Source organism: Streptomyces sp. NPDC029044 (genome assembly GCF_040637495.1).
In the GTDB taxonomy this organism is placed as follows: domain Bacteria; phylum Actinomycetota; class Actinomycetes; order Streptomycetales; family Streptomycetaceae; genus Streptomyces.
Genome location: NZ_JBEZWN010000025.1, coordinates 1 through 16,327, shown reverse-complemented (window position 1 = coordinate 16,327; position 16,327 = coordinate 1). Strand labels below are relative to the sequence as shown.

The following is a 16,327-nucleotide window of genomic DNA, read 5'->3' as shown; positions in this document are numbered from 1 at the left end:
GCACTCTGCCTGTCACGAAGCCTTGCGCAGGTCGCTGGCCGGCCTGTTCGCCGCGCGGTGCGTGCCAAGCCGGTGGACCTCACACCACAGCAGCAGGTACTTCTGGCTTCCCTTGCAGGCGTTCACCTCGTACCTGGCCACGTTGGACGCACCGGTTGCCGACCTCGACCAGCTGACCGCGGGGGTGTGGCAGCAGTGGCGGCTCAGCCGACAGAACACCCGGTTCGGGTACCGCCAGATCACCACCGTGCGAGGGCTGTTGCTGGACGATCCGCGGCTGTCCGCTGCGACACGGGAAGCGCTTGCCCGTCGCGTCCTGCAACCCACGGCCAAAGAAGTGTCCTTCCAGGATGCCGAGTTCGACGCGATCGTCACCACGGCGCGGCGAATGTTCCGTGCCGCGCATCTGCGGATCACGGACAATGCCCGCCACCTCGCCCAATGGCGGTCGGCGACGTTCGCTCGCGGCAGCGAGGCATGGCTGCTGGGTGAGGCGCTGGACTGTCTGGCCCGGACCGGTGAGGCACCCCACGACACCAGGGTGCGTCGCCAGCGTGGCCGGGTGCTCGCCCGCTATGCGCGGGTGCTGGGCGGGGAGCGGCCCGAGCACACGTGGCAGCGGCTGTTCTTGACCCGGATGGAGACGGTCGCGCTGGGGGTGCTGCTGATGGCCGAGCACGGCTGGAACCTGTCGGTGATCAACCGGTTGAAGGTGCCGCAACCAGCCCCGGACGCCGGCAGAGACGGGCCGCAGATCTACCGGGTCGAGCTGGAGAAGCACAAGCGGGACGCTGGACGGTACTTCGAGACCCGCAACCTCACCGACGACGGGGCCACCTCCCCCGGGCGGCTCATCACACAGGCGCTGGAGGCCACCGTGTTCGCCCGCGCGGCCGTGCACACGCTGAGCCCTGGTACGGACCGCCTACTGGTCTGGCGCTCCGCCAAGGCCCCGCTGGAGCACCCGACCGACGAGAGCGGCAAGAAGTCGGGCATCGGGGTGTTCGGGTTCGGCATCTCCGGTTCTACGGCCAAGGGCTGGGCGACCGAACAGGGCTTCGTCTCCTCGCCCTTCCGCAGGGGGCGGCGGACGGTGAACACGCTGCACCGGCGCGCGCCCGGGCAGAACAGCCAGGCCACCCACGACCGCGTATACACACTGACCGACCCTCAGGTCCGTCAGAGAGCGATCCCGGTCATCGCCCAGGCAGCCGAAACTGTCGTGACCCAAGCCCACGCAACCGTGCTCGCCGCCGAACTGCGCGACGGAGCCGATCCGGCAGACCAGCCGACAGCTACCGCCGACTGCCACGACTACGACAACAGCCCCTACCCCGGACCCGACGGCTGCGGGGCCTCGTTTCTGATGTGCCTGGCCTGCCCCAACGCCCGAATCCACCCCGCCCACCACAGCCGCCTGGCCCACCTGCACCACGCGCTCGACAACCTGCGCACCGCCCTCGGCCCGGGCCAGTGGCACAGCCAGTGGGAGGACGGACACGCCCGCCTGGAACACCTCAAGAGCCAGCTCGGTACCGCAGTGTGGACCCGCGCCCTGGCCGACGTGACCGACACCGACCGCGAACTCATCGCCCTGCTGCTCAACGGAGACCTCGACCCGTGACGGCCACTCCAGCCCCTGTCCGTCTCCTTCCCGGACCCGACACCCCCGTCATCCCCGCCCACCGGATCGTCGGCGGCTACACCGGCCCCATCGCGCGCTACGCGGCGCCAGCCTGGCCGCTGATCCCCATGAACGCCAACCCGGGCGTCACACACAGCACCATCCATTGGCCGACGTTCCCCGACACGTTCCGGGAGGAGATGCGGCTGGCCGCCTGGACCTTGATCAACGGCGAACTGCCCGCCGTGTTCCTGCGTGAGCGCCATCCCACCTGGCGCTCACGACAGGCACCCAAGGCGCTCTGCCAGACGATCGGGACCTGGTGCCGGCTCGCCGTGTGGCTCACCGACCGGGGCATCACCACGCTGAGCGAGTGCACCACGCAGGTACTGGATGAGTACGGCCGTCACGTGCGCGACAGCGGGGCGGCCCGCATCACGGTGCACAGCGTGCTGTCGTCGCTGACCCGGCTGTGGGTCTTCGACCAGCTCAGTCGCCGTCCCAGTGGAATCGGCTGCCCGCCCTGGGAGACCGAAGGGGTGGACGACTACCTGCCGCCGGCGACGCCGGGTGGCGAGAACGCCGCCGAGGCGATCGCCGAGCAGACCATGGGCCCCCTGCTCGTGTGGGCGATCCGCACGGTCGAGGAGTTCAGCGACGACATCCTGGCCGCCTGGGCCGAACGCAACCGGCTGCATGCGGCGGCTGCCGGCAACAGCGCCACGCCCGCCTCACGAGCCGCGCTTCGGGCCTTCATGGACCGCATCGACGCCGGCCAACTACCGATTCCGACCACACAGTGGCTGGGCAGAACCACGATCGCGGCCGCGTATATCGCCGCGCTCACCGGCGCCTCCCTGGGCCAGGTCTACAGCACCGCCCGTGACCACGGCTGGCGGCAGGCCGCCCTGGACCGGCCCGGCCTGTGCCCGCTCCGCGCCCCGGTCACCGGCACACTCGGCGGCATCCCCTGGAGGGAGGCCGTCGACTACACCGAAGCAGGCTTCCTGATGCGCCAGTTGGGCACGGCGTGCTTCATCGTCATCGCCTATCTGACCGGGATGCGTCCCGGCGAGGCGGCCGGACTGCGCAGCGGCTGCTGTCCCGACCCGGAGCCGGACAGCGCTGGGCGCACGGGACGGCACTTGATCACGAGCACCGTGTACAAGACCGCCCGCGACGAAGACGGCAACCACCGCTCCGAGGGCGAAGTCCGCGATGCCCCTTGGGTGGCCATCGCCCCCGTCGTGAAAGCCATCCGCGTCCTGGAACGCATGGTTCCCCAGGGGCAGCTGCTGTTCGACCACCACGCCCACGACCTACGCGGCACCCGCGCCGGCACCGGCTCCCTCACCGTGCACACCCTGGGCACCCGGGTGGAGGACTTCATCACCTGGGCCAACCGCGAGTCAGCCGCCCGCGGGCTGGTCCATGAGGTCATCCCGCCGGATCCGCACGGCAGGATCGGAACCGAGCGGTTCCGCAGGAGCCTGGCCTGGCACATCGCCCGCCGTCCCGGGGGCCTGGTCGCGCTCGCGATTCAGTACGGCCATCTGCGGACGTCCGTGGCGGCCGGATACGCCGCGCGCAGCCGGGACGGCATTCACGACCTCCTCGACGTCGAAACGGCCCGTGCCACCATCGACACCGTCGCGGACTTGAATGCCGCGCTCGAGGACGGCCTCGGCATCTCCGGGCCCGCCGCCCGCCGGGCCATCAAGGCCGCCGCCACCGCGCCCCAGTACACCGGCACCGTCATCACCGCGCGTCAGGCCCGACAGATCCTCTCCAACCCCCACCTGGCCGTCTACGACAATCCCCGCACGCTGCTGATGTGCGTCTACAAGCGTGACAAGGCCCTGTGCCACCGCGGCCTCAAGGACACCCCCACCTTCGACCAGTGCGTCCCCGCCTGCGCGAACATCGCCCGCACCGACCAGCACGCCGCCGGCCTCCGCCGCCGCGCCACCGAACTGGATCAGCAGGCTGGCCATGTCCCCGGCCCGCTGGGCCAGCGACTGCGCGACAACGCCACCCGGCTGCGTGACCTCGCCGACGCCCACCACCACACCCGCACCACCCTCCAGGACGGCACCGTATGAGCCCCGCGCCCGACGAACGCGACCGCATCCGCGCGGCCATGGACCGCATCCTGAAGGGAACCGCGCAACACTCCAACGGCGCGCTGACGATCGTCGCCCTGGCCCAGGAAGCCGACGTACCCCGCAACGCGCTCACCCAGCGCCACCTCGACCTCAAGAACGACTTCTACGCGCAGGTCAGGGCACGCGGCCAGACGCCGGACTCCGAGATCCGCCTGCGCCGGCAGATCGTCAAACTGAAGGAGCTCCGCACCCGGGACGCCACCGAACTGGCCCAGCTGCGCACCGACGTCGAGCACCTCGTGCGCGTTGTCAACCAACTGACCGCGCACAACCGGCAACTGCTCCACTCGCTGTCCCGGCCCACCCCCCCCCCGATCCGGACGCTGCCAACCCAGCCGCACCCGGGCCGTAGCCACTGAGTCGCTGCCCGGGCGGTACAGATCTCCGAGGGCGCGCCGTGTCCTCCGCCCGAGCCAGCTCGATGGGCGGCTGTGACCAGCCCTTTCGTACAGCTCCCGAGCCTGCCATGTAATGGTTGTAGTGCCCCGCACGGTTACATCAGTGTGTCTGCATGCCTGCTTCGATACTTGGTGCACCGGGGCGTCTGTCCCCGCGGCACGAGGTGACCCCCGGCCGTGCGCAGCTGTCGTTCCCCTGCGGGAGAGCGCGGTGACAGGTGGCCTGGGGACGCCCGCTGGATCGCCCATCCTGGAGATGGCCCGCCGCGCGGCCGAGCGTCGCGCGCAGGGCCGTCACACCGTCGATCTCACGCTCGGTGAGCCAGATTTCGCCCCGCCCGGCCATGTCATCGCCGCGGCCCAAGAGGCGGCCGGCCGCGTGCTGGGCTACAGCCCCGCCAACGGCCTGCCCGAACTGCGCCGGGCCGTGCGGCACGCGGTGGAGCGGGATCGCGGACTGGAGTACGCGGACGCCGAGGTGACGGTGGGGTGCGGCGCCAAGCAAGTCATCTTCAACGCGTTCTTCGCCACCCTGCGCCCGGGGGACGAGGTGATCGTCCCGGCGCCGTACTGGGCGAGCTACCCCTCCATGATCCGCCTGTGCGGCGGGCTGCCGGTGGTCGCCGACTGCCCGGCCGAGTCTGGCTTCCGCCTCACGCCGCAAGCGCTGCGGGCGGCCATCACCGACCGGACGCGCTGGGTCGTGCTGAACGCCCCCGGTAATCCCTCTGGCGCCACCTACAGCCGTGATGAACTGGCGGCCCTCGCCGAGGTGTTGCGGCGGCACCCCACGGTCACGGTCCTGTCCGACGAGATCTACGCCCACATCCGCTACGACGATCGGGAGTACGTCGGCCTCGCGCAGATCGCGCCGGATCTGCGGGAGCGGATCCTGCTCGTCGACGGCGTCTCCAAGGCGTACGCGATGACCGGCTGGCGGATCGGCTGGGGACTGGGCCCGTCCGACCTCGTGCGCGCCATCACCGCCGTACAGACGCAGAACTGCACGCAGACGGCGGCCGTGAGCCAGTTGGCGGCCGTAGCCGCGCTGGAGGGGCCTCAGGGAATCCTGGCGGAGCGGCGGGCGATCTACCACCGCCGCCGGGATGCCGCGCTGGGGATCCTGCGCCAGAGCCCGCACCTGGACACGGTGGCGCCGGACGGCGCGTTCTACCTCTTCCCGCGCCTTGCGACCGGTGACGATCTCGCGGTGGCGGACGCGCTCCTGGAGGCGGGATGCGCAACGGTGCCGGGCAGTGCCTTCGGCGCGCTGGGCCATCTGCGGCTCTCCTTCGCCACCGACATCACCACGCTGGAAGCGGGCTGCCGCACCGTCGTCGATGTCCTTGACGAGGTCGCCTCGTGATCGCGCTGACACTCAAGGCCCTGATACCCGTCGTCGTGCTGATCGGGCTCGGCTTTGTCGTCAAGCGGTGGATGATCCAGGGCGAGAGCTTCTGGTCCGGGGCCGAGAGTCTCGGTTACCGGGTGCTGTTGCCGGCACTGTTCCTGCACGGCCTCGCGACAGCCGACACCCATGACCTCCCGGTGCGAACCCTGACAGCCGTCCTGGTCGCTTCCACCGTAGTGGTCGCCGCGCTGGTCATCGCCCTGAGGCCCCTGATGCGGCTGCCCGGCGACGGCTTCACCTCGGTCTTCCAGGGCAGCATCCGATTCAACAACTACATCGGCGTCACCATCGCCTCCGGCCTGTACGGCACACAGGGCGTGGCCATGGCCGCGGTCTGCAACGCGGCGATCGTGCCCACGGTCAACGTGCTGTGCGTGCTGGTCTTCGCCTGGTTCGGCGGCGCCCGCCTGAGCCTGACGGGCATCGCCCGGCAACTGGTGACCAACCCGCTCATCCTCGCCTGCGTGGCAGGCGGCCTCCTCCAGGCCCTGGACCTGGGCCTGCCACCGGGCATCGAGCCGGCGCTGCAGTCGCTGGGAGCCGCTTCGATGCCGCTGGGACTGCTGTGCATCGGCGCCGCGCTGCGCTTTGGCCAGGCACGCGCATGGACGGGCCCGATCCTCATGTCCTCGACCATGAAGTTCGTCCTTATGCCGGCCGTGACCTTCCTGCTGGCCCAACCACTTGGCCTCGGGGCGTCGGCACTGCTCGTCGCCGTGCTCTTCCAGGCCCTGCCCACGGCATCGTCGTCGTACATCATGGCCCGACAGCTCGGCGGGGACGCGCCGATGATGGCCGGCATCACCGCGACACAGACCCTCGTGGGCATCGCCGCCGTCCCGCTCGTCGCGGCCCTCATCCCCACCTGACCAGCGGGGCCTCGGGCTTGCCGCCGCTGTCAGCCCTGCTTCATCCGGTGGCGGCGGACCGCATCGGTGTTGGCGCAGCGAGCACTGCAGTAGGCGCGGCGACCATTGCGGCTGGTGTCGGCGAAAGCGGTTTGGCACGAATCCAACGCGCACACTCCCAGCCGTCGGCCCTCCGCCTCCATGGCGAAGATGGCCAGCCCTCCCGCGGTTACGGCCCGTACACGGCTCTGCACGTCCTTGCCGTCCGGCGCGAAGTGCAGATGCGGCCGCAACCCGTCGTGCGAAGTCAGATAGACCCTTCCGGCACCGTCGGCGAGCAACGCGTTGACCATCTCGCACCGTTCGTCCTGCGAGACAGCCTCGAAAACGGGCCGCAGGCGCCGCGACCACACCCTGATCTCCTCGTCGGCCGAACCAGTCACACGAGCACGCCGAATCGTATGACTCTCCAGCACCTGCTCCAACGACTCAGCCCGCCAGGACCCACCCGCCTCGAGATTCACCAGCGACACAGCCAGGCGGACACCGACCATGTTGTCATGCTCAAACTTCACTCACTCATTGCAGCACATCCGTTATGTCCGCTGTGATCGTCTGCACTGAGCAGACAGCACCTGCAACACACCCACAGCGGATGGTGTCTGAGGGTGCCGATACTGGTGACTTACAATTAACTGTCTATGGAAGATAATTCTTTGGAAGATGAGTGATGGCTGCCGCTGACCTGAAGCTGCTGTACCGGGAGCTGGTCTCGCTGGAGATCGAGTTGTGGGGCGGTATCGAGGAGCGGTTGCGGGCGGAGTACGACCTGGCGCTGACCTCTTTCGAGGTGCTGCACCTGCTGTTGAAGCGGCCTGGGCGGCGGATCCAGGACATCGCGGAGGAGTTCTCGATCACCGTGGGCGGCACCAGCAAGGTTGTCGACCGTCTGGAGGCGGCGGGGCTGTGTGGTCGGAAGGCCAATCCGAACGACCGGCGTTCCTCGATCGTTGAGCTCACCCCTGAGGGGCGGAAGCTGGTGGACGGGGCGCTGAAGGTCTTCGAGGAGGAGCTGGAACTGCGGATCGGGTCGGTGATTCCCGAGGAGTCGGTACGCGAGGTGACCGCGGTCCTCAGCACGCTGCGGGCGGCCGGACGGGCTCTGGACGCGGAGCGGAAGGCCGCGGGGCAGACGCCGGTTCCGGCGATGCGGGCGCCGAAGCAGCCCGGCGGGTCGGCTTCGTGAGCCAGGACGTCCCGGGCACGGCAATGGGCGGCTGGTGGGGGGCTGGTGACCATGGTCACCAGCCCCCCACCAGCCGCCCGCTCGTTCAGTCGGCGATGCCGTTGAAAGCGATGACTTTGTCGATGTGGGCGCGGACGAGGAGGTTGCCGGGGCCGCCGTTGCGGGCGGCGTACTCCTGGGTGCGGTCTTCGCCCATGTAACGGGCGCCGAGGAGGCCGCCCCAGTGCAGCATCTCGTCGGGGTCCGCGGAGGTCTCGGCGTGTCCTTGGAGGATGACGAACGCGTATGGGGGGTGGTCGTCGTCGACGCAGAGGGCGAAGCGCCCGTCGCGGGTGAGGTTGCGGCCCTTGACGCCGTCCTTCTCAGTGGTGAGCACGATGTCGTCGCCGTCGAGGAGGAACCAGACCGGTGTGACGTGCGGGCTGCCGTCGGCCCGGACGGTCGACAGCTTGCCGGTGCGGGTGCCGTGCGTGACGAAAGCCCGCCACTGCTCCTCGGTCATCTTCCGCATGCGATGCCTTTCACTCCGGTGTGGCTGTTCGCCGTTCCGAGGCCGGCCCAGCCTCGGAACGGCGAAGTGGGTGTCAGTTGCCCCAGAAGGCGTCTTCGGCGTTCTGGTCGCCGGAGAAGAGCCACATCTCGGTGATCTTGCCGTTCTGGATGCGCAGGAGGTCCACGCCGTCCATGGCCATGGACGCGTCACCGCGGCGGCCGGTGAAGTGGATGGTGGCGGTGACCAGGTCGCCGTTGCGCATCAGGGAGTGGATCTTGTCGATGGCGAAGGTGCCCTGGCTGGCCTCCATCATGCCGCCGAGCATCTGGAAGACGGCGCCCTGTCCCTTGTGCTCGCCGGAGAACTGGTTGGCGCCGGGCTGGTGCCAGACGATCGCCTCGTCGAGGAGGCCGCCGAGGGCGGCCATGTCACCGGTCTGCACGGCCTGGAAGTAGGTGCGGGCCAGGTCGAGGTTGGCAGTGGTCATCGTGGTCTCCGTGGGTTCGGTCGGGGTCATCGGGCGAAGTCGAGGCGGTCGGCAAGGCCGGCCTCGGTGAAGGCCGCCTGTATCTCGGCGCGGCCTTCCTGGAAGTGGGCCCAGCTGTCGTAGTGCGCGGGGACGATGCGCCGGGCGCCGAGTGTCCTTGCGGCCTCGGCGCCCAGGGCGCTGTCGAGGGTGAGCAGTGCGCCGTCGAAAGCGAAGGGCATGCGGGCGCCGCCGAGGAAGAGGATCGCGGTGTCCACGGGGGCGAACCTCTCGGCGATCTCCTTGACGTGCTCCAGGGCGGCGTTGTCGCCGCTGACGTAGACCGAGGGCAGGTCGTCGGAGGTGAGCACGAAGCCGATGACGTCACCGGTGATCGGCTCGCAGCCCACGGGCCCGTGCCGGGCAGGCACGCCGGTGACGGTCACCGTGCCGCCGTCGGGCCGCTTGAGCTCGGCGCTCTGCCAGAAAGCGAGGCCGCGAGCGTCGTCTCCCAGGCGGCCGGCGCCGCTCTCGGTGGTGAGGACGACCGGCACCTCGGCCAGCAGGACACGGCCGGCGTTGTCGAGGTTGTCGTCGTGCTCGTCGTGGGAGAGCAGGACGGCGTCGACGCGGCCGAGGTCGGCGGCGGTGACCGGCGAAGGTTCGGTTTTGACGAGCTTGTGGCCGCCCGGGAGGGGCATGGGGTACTCGCCGGGCGGGTCGAAGGTCGGGTCGGTGACGAACCTGAGTCCGCCGTATTCGAACAGGACGGTGGGGCCGCCGTAGACGTGGACGGGAATCTTCTCGCTGGTGACGCTGGCGCCGGACATCGGGAACCCTCTCGGTCGGGGGAACGGTGGTACGAGGAGGCCCTGCTGCACGCTCCGGCGGGGAGGCAGGGCCGAAGAGGCACGGGTCACGGGGCCGCGCGCTCCCTGGAGATGCGGTTGGCCCAGGGCGGCCGGCAGCTCATGGTCGGGCTTACGGGGCGGGCAGAGAAAAGACGCCGAAGTGGTTGCCGGCGGTGTCCTCCAGTCGAGCGAAGGTGAGGCCCGCGGAGTCGGAGACCGGCTCCATGAGGACCGTGGCGCCGAGTTCCCGGGCGCGCTCGACAGTCGCGGCGACGTCCTGGACCAGGACGTAGAAGATCGCGTAGTTGGGGAAGTTGCCCTCCGACTCCCACACGCCACCGGTCGGCTGCCCAGCGCCCGGCGTCATCACGGAGTGGTAGGTCACGCCCGGGGTGTTGGTGTTGAGGGCGTACTTCCAGTCGAAGAGCTCGCCGTAGAACTCCTTGACCTTCTCCGGCTGGTCGGTGCCGACCTCGAACCAGGCGACCGAGTTGAAGGCAGGAACGGACATGACGGGCACTCCTAACCCTCCCAAAAGGGAGAAATGTGACTCTCTGAGGCCGACCGAATCCAGGCGGCGGCCATCGCACCGAGGGCTCGCGGGGGTCGGGCGGGGATGACGAGCTCCCGACCGGGCTGGCGTCCAGCAAATCATTTACATTCCATGGAAGCAACTTCTGAAGATTATTGTTCCGTGTGTATGGGTTCGGTGGTCTGCGGTCTACCGGCCCTCGGACATCACAGGACCCCGGTACGTCGGACACGGACGGCCGGGCCGCAGGAAGGAAGCACGTCATGGAGCCGATCGAGATCGAGGCGAAGACCCTGATCCAGAAGTCGAAGACCCCGTCGAACGACTACGTCATCAACCCCTACACCGGCTGCGTGCTGGGCTGCGCCTACTGCTTCGCCAGCTTCGCCGGGCGCCAGTTCGGCCGGTCCGCCAAGGAATGGGGCGACTACCTGTACGTGAAGAAGAACGCGGTCGAGCTCGCCCGCAAGGAGCTGGCGAAGATGCCACAGGACAAGCGGCGGGGCACGATGCTGCTCAGCTCGGTCACCGACCCCTACCAGGGCCACGAGACGAAGTACCGGCTCACCCGCGGCATCCTGCGCGAACTGCAAGCGGTCGAGTACCCGGGCCTGGTGCGCATCCTGACCAAATCGCCCGTCGTCACCCGCGACATCGACCTGCTCACCAGTCTGCCGCGCGCCGAGGTCGGCATGAGGGTGACCACCACCGACGACAAGGTCAGCCGCTGGCTGGAGGTCCGCGCCCCGCTCGCCTCCCGCCGCCTGCGCACCCTGGCCGAACTGAACGAGGCCGGCATCCCCACCTACGCCTTCGTCGGCCCGCTCCTGCCCCACTTCGCCACCCAGCCCGAGCTTCTGGACGACCTGTTCGGGCAGCTCGTCGAGGCGGGAGTCGGTGAGGTGTTCATGGAGCACATCAACCTCAAGCGCTACATCCGCGAGCGCATGGACCAGGTCCTCGCCGACGAATCCGAAGAGGTCCGCGAGGCGTACGTTCAGGCGCAGACGAAAGAGCACCGCGAACAGCTCGACGCGATCGTGGCGGAGCTGCTGGACAAGCACGGGCTGCGGCTGCGCTTCGAGGAGGTCGTCCACCACGACGACAACGACGCCCTGCGGGAGAGGCTCGCATCCTCGACATGACCATAACCGGGTCGCCGCCCCAGGCGTAGGTCAGGCGGTGACGCCGGGCTCGGGGTCGGGCACCGCCATGGCCCAGGTCCCCATGGCCTCCAGGACCTCGAGCAACCCCTCGCCGAGAGGGGTCAGCGCATACTCGACGCGCGGCGGGATCTCCGCGTAGGTCGTGCGGGTGACGATGCCGTGCCGCTCGAACTGACGCAGCCGACTGGTCAGAGTGTGCGGGCTGATGCCGGGCAGGGCCTCACGCAGCTGGTTGAACCGGTGAGGGCCGCGGAGCAGTTCGCGCACGATCAAAGTGGCCCACGGTCCGTTGAGCAGCGTGAGGAACCGGGCGACACCGCACTCGGGAAGACAGGGATCAGTCACAATTTCGACCGTACCCCATTAGTGCAGTTGATGTAACTGGTGCATCACATGCACTAATGGCGCCATGACCTACGTGATTCATGGCGCCACCGGCGCCCAGGGTGCTCCCGTCGTCGCCACTCTCGCCGCCGCTGGCAAGCCCGTGACGGCACTGACCCGCAACTCCCGCGCCGTCGTGCACGGCGCGCAGCGCGTCGTGGCCGCCGACTACTCCTCCGCCGCCGACCTGACCAACGCCTACCGAGGCGCCGAGGGGGTCTTCGTCCATCTGCCAGTGGCCCCGGAGGAGGACCGACAGACCTACGCGCACAACATCCTCACCGCCGTCCGCGAGGCCCGGCCGGACCGCGTCGTCTTTTCCACCAGCGGCTTCCCCATCGATCCCGCCATCGGCGGTGCCGCCGCGACCCTGGCCGCCGGCCTGGCCGACAACGGCGTGTCCCACGCGGTCGTCGCGCCCGAGCTCTACCTCGAGAACCTGCTCATGCCGCACGTCATCGGCTCGATCCGCGAACGTGGCGTACTGCCCTACCCGATCCGGGCCGACTTCCCCGTCTCCTGGGCCTCCCACCTGGACATCGCCGACGCCGTCGTCGCCCTGCTCGACCGCACGGACGTCACCGGCGTGGTCTCCGTCGGCCAGTACCCGGCTATCACCGGACCGGATCTGGCCGAGGCGTTCGGTGCCCGACTCGGACGGGACGTGGTCTTCAACCAAATCACCGCCGAGGAGTTCCGCACCTCAATGACTCCCCTGATCGGGGAGAGCGCCGCCGCTGACATCGCAGGCGCCTACCAGGCGATGAGCGCCATGCCCGGCCGCTCGATCACGCCGGAGACCTCCGCCCAGAAGCTGCTGGGAGTCACCCCCCGGACCACAAGCCAGTGGCTGGCCGACATCGGCCTCTGACCACAACCGCTGTCAGCTCCCGCCCAGTTCACCAAGGCTTGGCAGTGCCGCCGTCTTCGGCGGACGGCCTGCCAAGCCATCAAGCACTGCCGACCGCCCGCGCTGGGACCCGCCTCAACTTCAACACGCTGAACTTGACAGGGAACGTACCTGGACCGACAACACCACCCACGCCATCCACGAATCACAAACCCTGCGGATCGAACGCGTCCACGAGGCCGACCCTCACGAGACAGCCTGGACCGTGGCCGCCTACGAGACACCCGTATCCGACCGCATGTGGGTGCTCACCGCGACCGGCGCCACCCCCGCCCCGGTGATAGAGGAGCTTCTGAATCACCTTGCCGACGGCGACGGCTGGGACACGGCCATCGGCGCCCCGGTGGACGAGAAGATGGTCACCGCGGCCACGCAGCCCTCACCGACGCCGGATGGAAGCACACCGTGGACGGGCGATGGATCCGCTGAACGTCCCCCGGCGGAGACGCAAGCGTCCAGTTCGACGCCTTCACCACCCAGCACCCGAGCCAGAACCTGGCCACCTGGACCGTCTGGGCCGGACCCGACCCTGACCGGCCCACCTGGACCGTCACCGCGTCCCCGCACACCCCGAGTTCGTTGCTGGCCGATCTGTCCGAGACCCTCGCCTTCGGAACCGGCCTTCGCCGCCCACAGCCCGTCAGCCCCGAACGCAGGACGAACCTCATCGCCAGCCCGCCGGCCGCTCCCCCGGTCGCGGTCAACCCCGCTGCCAGTCGTTCACGCTGATCATTGGCACGAAAGAGCGGGGCAACATAGCGCGGGATCGCCGGTTAGCCAACCCGGCGATCCCGCGCATCATTGGTAGTCCACCGCCACGCCCTACTCGCACGTCGACAGGCATCGCCCCACGACCACAGAGCAGCCAGAGGCCGGCAGGCGATCACGCTGCCGCGTAGCTGGCCCGGAAGAGATCCTGGGCCCGCTCCACGTCCTTCGGCGTACGGAGCTGCACCTCCAGATCACCCGTCCCGTGGTGACCGAGACCGGATACGTCACGGGTGAACCCCGGCACGAGGTCGACATCCTGCGGGTCGACCTTCAGGTAGACCAACAGCTTGCTGCGCTGCGGCGGGCAGAGGCAGGCGAAGTTCCGCAGACGCTGATACGCCCGGTACTGCTTGCGCTCGACACGGTTCACACCCTCCCCGAGCCCGAGCAGCGCCTCGTCGACCGCGCTCGCCAGCTCCACGATCGACGCGCCCTGGACGTCGGCAGCCGCCCGGGCAACCCCCTGGCGGCGCGCCCGGCGTGCCACCTGCATGCCACCGCTCACGGACGCCACGGTCTCAAGCCCAAGCAGGTCGCTGCCGAAGAGTCGGTAGCGGACCAGGTCGATCGACCTCCGGTGCTCACGCACGGCATGCACGTCATAGCGCGTGAAGTCGCCAGCGATACAGATCAGGCGAGGGCCGCTCCACAGGACCTGGGACGCGGCCGTCACCCCGAGCCGGTCGCGGACCAGGTGCTCAAACTCGGCGCGATGGTCCATCAGCCACGCCAGGTAGAACAGGCCCTGGTTGATGACACCGGCATCGACACCACGCTTGTACTCGACGATGACCGGTGATCCGTTCTCGTCGAGCCCGAGCGAATCTATGCGGCCGCGGTGTACGGGGCCCGTGCTGTACTCGCTCGCCAGGAACCGGGCCCCCAGCAGCGTCTCCATGTGGGCCTCGACGAGACCCTGCACATCTGCCTCAACCTCAGCCAGACGCGGCATTACCTCAATCACGCCTCTTTTCATTGGGTCCGTACGAAACAACTTCACGCCGACCACCCCCGATATCGCTTAGAAGATCAACAACGTCGGGCGGGGTGAGATTTGTTTCCGCAACGGCCGTTGAGCCTGCGAAGAAGGTGTGGCGAACGGCCGAGCGACCGGGTCAGTGAACCCCAGCGCACGCATACACCCTCCTGCGTAACCAGCGCTGCGTAAACATCCAGCGCGGTGCAGATATGAGGGGTGATGACAGGTGACGAGAGGTCAGATCTTCCAGCACCTATCCAGAACAGGCGCCCCGACGAAGCACGAGAATACTCAAGATCACCAAACGTACCCCACAACGTCCGCGGCTGCACGAAGTCTCCAGCCTTCTATGCAGGCCACATCAGACTCATGAGCCAGCGCCAGCAGCGGAAGGCGACAGTTTCACGACGTCCTCTACGGCGGCCAAACAGACGCCGTCGCTGGCCGCGATGTCGCGGTGGCAGATGTCGCAGAAGGGCAGCCAGGCAGCGGGTAAGCTGGGCGGTAGTGGGCGTCGAAGATGGAGCGCCGGTTGTCCACGTTGAAGGTGTTGCCCCCGTCGGAGAGCCGGGAGATCAGCCTGCGGATCCCGTACGGCGACTCGGCCGCGGCCCCGTTCGTTGGCGCGCATGGTCTCGAAGGCGGACAGCCGGGTGCGCTGGAGGACGGCGGGCCGGAGATCATGCCGACGGCGACCAGCGTAAGGCCGTCCACGTGCTCGGCCCAGCCGGCGTGCACGGCGACCCCGCGGTCGTGCGCGGAGAGTGTGCGGCCGTTCCTCCTGAGGTGGGGCGGCTGGCGGGGAGTTGAAGAACGACCTGCTCGACTCCGACGAGAGCCGGCTCCCCACCCTGCTGAACGAGATCGTGTACCGCGGCCGGTTGTCCACGTCCGGTAGACGAGTTGGTGGACGTTCTGGCCGAAGGCGAGCGGTTCGACCGGGGTGAGCCGTCCGCTGAGCGAGTCGAGCAGGCCGCCGGCGCCGAGGGTGATCCGGTCCCGGTGGAAACAGGTGTCGGCGAGCCAGGCGGCGAGGGCCGCGGGCGCTGTCTGCCCCGGCGAATCCGCAGTCCAGGGCCAGGGTGACGTCCCCGCGCGGGGTGGCGACGACGGCGATCTGGAGGGAGGCAAGGTCGAGGCCGTGGTCGCCGTGCCGCAGGCCGAGTTCCGCGGGTGCCACGTCCTCGACGAGCACCGGCACGGGCAGGACGGCCTCGCTGGACGCCAGGTGCAGGGCGAAGCGGCCGAAGTCGAAGGTGTCGATGAGGCTGCCCAGCGCGGGGAGTCGGGGGTCCAATCTCCCGGTCAGGCTGAACAGCGCCACAACCCGGGTCAGTTCACGGGCGCCGGAGTCGAGTGCCGCCGTGGCGCCGGCCGTTCCCGGAATCATGGTGCTTCCTTCCCACCACCGGTCCGGTCCCGGACCGGACTTCGCGCAGACCGCCCCGGACGAGCGGCCTGCGCGAGTGGTTTCAGGCCAGCTTCGCATCCAGGGTGATCGGTACGGCCTTCAGGGCCTGGCTGACCGGGCAGTTGTCCTTGGCGTCGGCCGCGGCGGCGGCGAAGCCCTCCTCATCGAGGCCCGGGACGGTGCCCTCGACGGTGAGGTGGATGCCGGTGATGCCCTCGCCCGGCTGGAAGTTGACGTCGGCCGAGGTGACGAGCTTGGTGGGCGGGGTGCCCGCGCCGTTCAGGGCGTGCGACAGCGCCATCGAGAAGCAGCTGGAGTGCGCGGCGGCGATCAGCTCCTCGGGGCTGGTCTTGCCGTTGGCGTCCTGGGAGCGCGAGGCCCACGTGACCGGCTGTGCCTCGATGGCACCGGAGGAGTCGAAGTTGACGACTCCGCTCCCCTCGAGGAGGTTGCCTTCCCAGGCGGTGTGTGCGGAGCGCGTGGTAGCCACGATCAGTCCTTTCCTGTGGTCCCGAGCCACAGTCCGCGACGACGCGAACGGGCAGCCCGCGGTGATCTACGAGACAGACTTCAGGGCGGTCAGGCCCTGATCAGCTTGGCGATGCGCAGCCCGTGCTCGGCGGCATCCTCGTGCCCGGTCTTCATCGACTTCTCGGCCAGTCCCTTGAGGTG

Annotated in this window: 16 protein-coding genes and 2 pseudogenes; 10 read left to right on the top strand and 8 right to left on the bottom strand. The window is 69.0% G+C overall.

The features are described from left to right. Positions 1–142: 142 nt before the first annotated feature. The 5 genes from AB0E85_RS20840 to AB0E85_RS20820 all read left to right on the top strand — a co-directional run bounded on the left by AB0E85_RS20840 (position 143) and on the right by AB0E85_RS20820 (position 6,467). Positions 143–1,624 (top strand): hypothetical protein, encoded by a 1,482-nt coding sequence (locus tag AB0E85_RS20840; RefSeq protein WP_361929152.1) that lies wholly within the window; start codon positions 143–145, stop codon positions 1,622–1,624. Further along, complete coding sequence (locus tag AB0E85_RS20835) at positions 1,621–3,726, top strand: integrase (RefSeq protein WP_361929149.1); 2,106 nt, start codon at positions 1,621–1,623, stop codon at positions 3,724–3,726. Before AB0E85_RS20840 ends, AB0E85_RS20835 begins: the two co-directional genes overlap by 4 nt. After that, the gene (locus tag AB0E85_RS20830) at positions 3,723–4,148 is read left to right on the top strand and encodes a hypothetical protein (RefSeq protein WP_361929146.1); all 426 of its coding nucleotides are present in this window, start codon (positions 3,723–3,725) and stop codon (positions 4,146–4,148) included. Before AB0E85_RS20835 ends, AB0E85_RS20830 begins: the two co-directional genes overlap by 4 nt. A 250-nt stretch (positions 4,149–4,398) precedes the next feature. After that, entirely contained in the window at positions 4,399–5,553 is a 1,155-nt protein-coding gene (locus AB0E85_RS20825; protein WP_361929143.1) for a pyridoxal phosphate-dependent aminotransferase, read from the top strand. Beyond that, positions 5,550–6,467: an AEC family transporter gene (locus AB0E85_RS20820; protein ID WP_361929140.1), complete on the top strand. Its 918-nt coding sequence runs from the start codon at positions 5,550–5,552 to the stop codon at positions 6,465–6,467. The genes AB0E85_RS20825 and AB0E85_RS20820 overlap by 4 nt, the downstream gene beginning before the upstream one ends. A 29-nt stretch (positions 6,468–6,496) precedes the next feature. On the opposite strand, the gene AB0E85_RS20815 is transcribed toward AB0E85_RS20820, so the two are convergent. Further along, positions 6,497–7,021 (bottom strand): CGNR zinc finger domain-containing protein, encoded by a 525-nt coding sequence (locus AB0E85_RS20815; protein ID WP_361929137.1) that lies wholly within the window; start codon positions 7,019–7,021, stop codon positions 6,497–6,499. Positions 7,022–7,176: 155 nt separating this feature from the next. Between AB0E85_RS20815 and AB0E85_RS20810 the strand changes: the two genes are divergently transcribed. Then, on the top strand, positions 7,177–7,692 hold the full coding sequence (locus AB0E85_RS20810) for a MarR family transcriptional regulator (RefSeq protein WP_361929134.1): 516 nt from the start codon (positions 7,177–7,179) through the stop codon (positions 7,690–7,692). A gap of 85 nt (positions 7,693–7,777) precedes the next feature. Here AB0E85_RS20810 and AB0E85_RS20805 read toward each other — a convergent pair whose 3' ends face one another. The 4 genes from AB0E85_RS20805 to AB0E85_RS20790 all read right to left on the bottom strand — a co-directional run bounded on the left by AB0E85_RS20805 (position 7,778) and on the right by AB0E85_RS20790 (position 10,013). Then, the gene (locus tag AB0E85_RS20805) at positions 7,778–8,203 is read right to left on the bottom strand and encodes a PPOX class F420-dependent oxidoreductase (protein ID WP_361929131.1); all 426 of its coding nucleotides are present in this window, start codon (positions 8,201–8,203) and stop codon (positions 7,778–7,780) included. 73 nt (positions 8,204–8,276) lie between these two features. Further along, the gene (locus AB0E85_RS20800) at positions 8,277–8,672 is read right to left on the bottom strand and encodes a nuclear transport factor 2 family protein (protein ID WP_361929128.1); all 396 of its coding nucleotides are present in this window, start codon (positions 8,670–8,672) and stop codon (positions 8,277–8,279) included. A gap of 26 nt (positions 8,673–8,698) precedes the next feature. Then, positions 8,699–9,481 (bottom strand): MBL fold metallo-hydrolase, encoded by a 783-nt coding sequence (locus tag AB0E85_RS20795; RefSeq protein ID WP_361929125.1) that lies wholly within the window; start codon positions 9,479–9,481, stop codon positions 8,699–8,701. 151 nt (positions 9,482–9,632) lie between these two features. Further along, positions 9,633–10,013: a VOC family protein gene (locus AB0E85_RS20790; RefSeq protein ID WP_361929122.1), complete on the bottom strand. Its 381-nt coding sequence runs from the start codon at positions 10,011–10,013 to the stop codon at positions 9,633–9,635. 284 nt (positions 10,014–10,297) lie between these two features. On the opposite strand from AB0E85_RS20790, the gene AB0E85_RS20785 reads away from it, so the two are divergent. Beyond that, positions 10,298–11,179 carry a radical SAM protein gene (locus tag AB0E85_RS20785; protein WP_361929120.1) on the top strand — a complete coding sequence of 294 codons (882 nt, stop codon included), beginning with the start codon at positions 10,298–10,300 and terminating at the stop codon, positions 11,177–11,179. A gap of 30 nt (positions 11,180–11,209) precedes the next feature. Here AB0E85_RS20785 and AB0E85_RS20780 read toward each other — a convergent pair whose 3' ends face one another. Further along, positions 11,210–11,545 (bottom strand): helix-turn-helix domain-containing protein, encoded by a 336-nt coding sequence (locus AB0E85_RS20780; protein WP_361929117.1) that lies wholly within the window; start codon positions 11,543–11,545, stop codon positions 11,210–11,212. Positions 11,546–11,609: 64 nt separating this feature from the next. Between AB0E85_RS20780 and AB0E85_RS20775 the strand changes: the two genes are divergently transcribed. From AB0E85_RS20775 to AB0E85_RS20765, 3 genes and pseudogenes are all read left to right on the top strand, one after another. Further along, complete coding sequence (locus tag AB0E85_RS20775; RefSeq protein WP_361929114.1) at positions 11,610–12,455, top strand: NmrA family NAD(P)-binding protein; 846 nt, start codon at positions 11,610–11,612, stop codon at positions 12,453–12,455. Positions 12,456–12,699: 244 nt separating this feature from the next. Beyond that, positions 12,700–12,756 (top strand): annotated as a pseudogene (locus AB0E85_RS20770) (hypothetical protein); the annotation flags it as partial. Positions 12,757–12,983: 227 nt separating this feature from the next. Continuing rightward, positions 12,984–13,223 (top strand): annotated as a pseudogene (locus AB0E85_RS20765) (DUF317 domain-containing protein); the annotation flags it as partial. 154 nt (positions 13,224–13,377) lie between these two features. Here the strand turns inward: AB0E85_RS20765 and AB0E85_RS20760 are convergent. Then, on the bottom strand, positions 13,378–14,274 hold the full coding sequence (locus AB0E85_RS20760; protein WP_361929111.1) for a DUF5655 domain-containing protein: 897 nt from the start codon (positions 14,272–14,274) through the stop codon (positions 13,378–13,380). A gap of 1,442 nt (positions 14,275–15,716) precedes the next feature. Further along, on the bottom strand, positions 15,717–16,145 hold the full coding sequence (locus AB0E85_RS20755; protein ID WP_361929108.1) for an OsmC family peroxiredoxin: 429 nt from the start codon (positions 16,143–16,145) through the stop codon (positions 15,717–15,719). Positions 16,146–16,327 lie beyond the last annotated feature (182 nt).

Coding starts and splice junctions, on each gene's coding strand:
- AB0E85_RS20775 (WP_361929114.1), top strand. CDS start 11,610: ATGACCTACGTGATTCATGGCGCCACCGGCGCCCAGGGTGCTCCCGTC.
- AB0E85_RS20800 (WP_361929128.1), bottom strand. CDS start 8,672: ATGACCACTGCCAACCTCGACCTGGCCCGCACCTACTTCCAGGCCGTG.
- AB0E85_RS20810 (WP_361929134.1), top strand. CDS start 7,177: ATGGCTGCCGCTGACCTGAAGCTGCTGTACCGGGAGCTGGTCTCGCTG.
- AB0E85_RS20795 (WP_361929125.1), bottom strand. CDS start 9,481: ATGTCCGGCGCCAGCGTCACCAGCGAGAAGATTCCCGTCCACGTCTAC.
- AB0E85_RS20790 (WP_361929122.1), bottom strand. CDS start 10,013: ATGTCCGTTCCTGCCTTCAACTCGGTCGCCTGGTTCGAGGTCGGCACC.
- AB0E85_RS20830 (WP_361929146.1), top strand. CDS start 3,723: ATGAGCCCCGCGCCCGACGAACGCGACCGCATCCGCGCGGCCATGGAC.
- AB0E85_RS20805 (WP_361929131.1), bottom strand. CDS start 8,203: ATGCGGAAGATGACCGAGGAGCAGTGGCGGGCTTTCGTCACGCACGGC.
- AB0E85_RS20785 (WP_361929120.1), top strand. CDS start 10,298: ATGGAGCCGATCGAGATCGAGGCGAAGACCCTGATCCAGAAGTCGAAG.